This window comes from Actinomyces sp. ICM58, assembly GCF_000283035.1.
GTDB lineage: Bacteria > Actinomycetota > Actinomycetes > Actinomycetales > Actinomycetaceae > Pauljensenia.
Window position 1 is genome coordinate 1 of the sequence record NZ_ALIY01000184.1, and the last position, 1622, is coordinate 1622.

1 protein-coding gene is annotated in these 1622 nt (G+C 65.3%); it reads right to left on the minus strand.

The annotated features are described in order from the left end of the window. Nucleotides 1-242 precede the first annotated feature (242 nt). The gene (locus tag HMPREF1138_RS08350; RefSeq protein ID WP_009058666.1) at nucleotides 243-1259 is read right to left on the minus strand and encodes an endonuclease domain-containing protein; all 1017 of its coding nucleotides are present in this window, start codon (nucleotides 1257-1259) and stop codon (nucleotides 243-245) included. Between the last annotated feature and the right edge of the window lie 363 nt (nucleotides 1260-1622).

The following is a 1622-nucleotide window of genomic DNA, read 5'->3' on the forward strand; positions in this document are numbered from 1 at the left end:
TGTGGAGTGTGGGCCGACGTTGCCACCAGCGGCGGGGTCGGTGGGCCGTGGTTGCCGCGGGCGAATGGGGGGAATTGCAGCATTAGGGGTGCGACACGCCGGCGACACGCCGTAGCGGTGCGTCTAATGGTGCAAAACCCCCGGTGAGTGGGCCGGTGAGCGGTGGCTGGGCGGGCAGACGACCGGGCGTGGCCGGGCGGGCCGGGCGTGGCCGGGCGGACCGTCGCTGGTGAGCCGTGGACTCACCCGACTCGGGCAGCGAGCGCAGCGCGAATCTGGGCGATGAGCCGAGCTGGATGGTCGAGGTCGTGCCAGCCGACACGGATGATGTGCCATCCCTCCGCTTCGAGGTGACGCTGCCGCTCGCGCTCGCGGGCGAGTGAAGCGTGAATGGAGCCCGGGTCGTCTCCGTATTTTGCGCGCCCGTCGAACTCGATGCCGACGCGCTCAGCCAGGAAAGCGCAATCGATGAAGTAGCGGTGCCCATGGGTCCACACCTCGACTTGCGTGCGGGCGCCGGTGAGTCCGGCAGCGCACAGCTCGTAGAGCAGCCGCGCCTCGCCGGGGGAGGCGCATCCGGCATCCGCGTGGGTGATGATCCACTGCGCCTGCGAACGTCCCCGCGCCCGGTTGCCCAGCTGTTTCAGCTCTTGCTCAAGAAAGAACTTCCAGGCGTCCTCGTTGTCTCGTGACGCTTTCATGTGGAAGTTGTCGAAACGTGTGCAGGCGTGGGCGTTCACGCACATTTGCGTGAACGCGGCACGACGGTTGCGTGATGTGCGGGCGGCAGTAATCTGTGCGGATTCAGGGCTCTCAATGAGGAGTCCGCCCGCGTCGATGGCCTCGGGGAGGCGACGGGCATGCTGGGGCATTACCCTCATTGGAGCGAAGGTGTGAGTACCGATTGTTACTGCGGGCAGCACAATGGGGTGGCCCGTGGATGACGAGGCAACCGTGATCGGCGGAAGCGCGGGATCGCTGACATAGCCGTGCGCCCACAGCGCGCATTGTCCGGTAACGATGAGAGCTCGGTGCGTGTGCGCGAGGTGATACATGCGTGCGGCGAGCACGATCTCTGGTAGGTGTTCGACGCCGATGTTTCGCAGCTTCGCCAGGTCAAGGTAGGTCCTACCCGCAATTTTCACTGCCGTCGGCACCCTCGTCAGACCGTGATGACTCGAGCGAGGGACTCGAATAATTGCACGTTCAACAATTCCTAGGATGTAGGGGGCTCCGATGCCCCCATCTTCTGGGCTCATGTATGCATTCTAGTGTGTTGAGGATCGGTTTGTGACAGTTTAAGCGAACTGAGTTGATCTGATTTCGTTCTGACTGAATAGTGGGTGTTGCCCGAAGGTTGCGCCGTTGGTGGCGGGCGGCTGACTGGCCCGAGGCCGTGGCCGGGGAGTGGAGCCGCTGCGCGGGTGGGGCGTCGGATGTGCCTGCCAGGGCCGACGGCGGGGCTGACGGCGGTGCGGCAGTCGTTCCTGCCCGGGTGAGTGGGGGAATTGCAGCATTAGGGGTGCGACACGCCGGCGACACGCCGTAGCGGTGCGTCTAATGGTGCAAAACCCCCCGGTGAGTGGGCCGGTGAGCGGTGGCTGGGCGGGCAGACGACCGGG

Excerpts from the sequence above, each read along its gene's own strand:
- HMPREF1138_RS08350 (WP_009058666.1), bottom strand. The coding sequence starts at position 1,259 with ATGAGCCCAGAAGATGGGGGCATCGGAGCCCCCTACATCCTAGGAATT.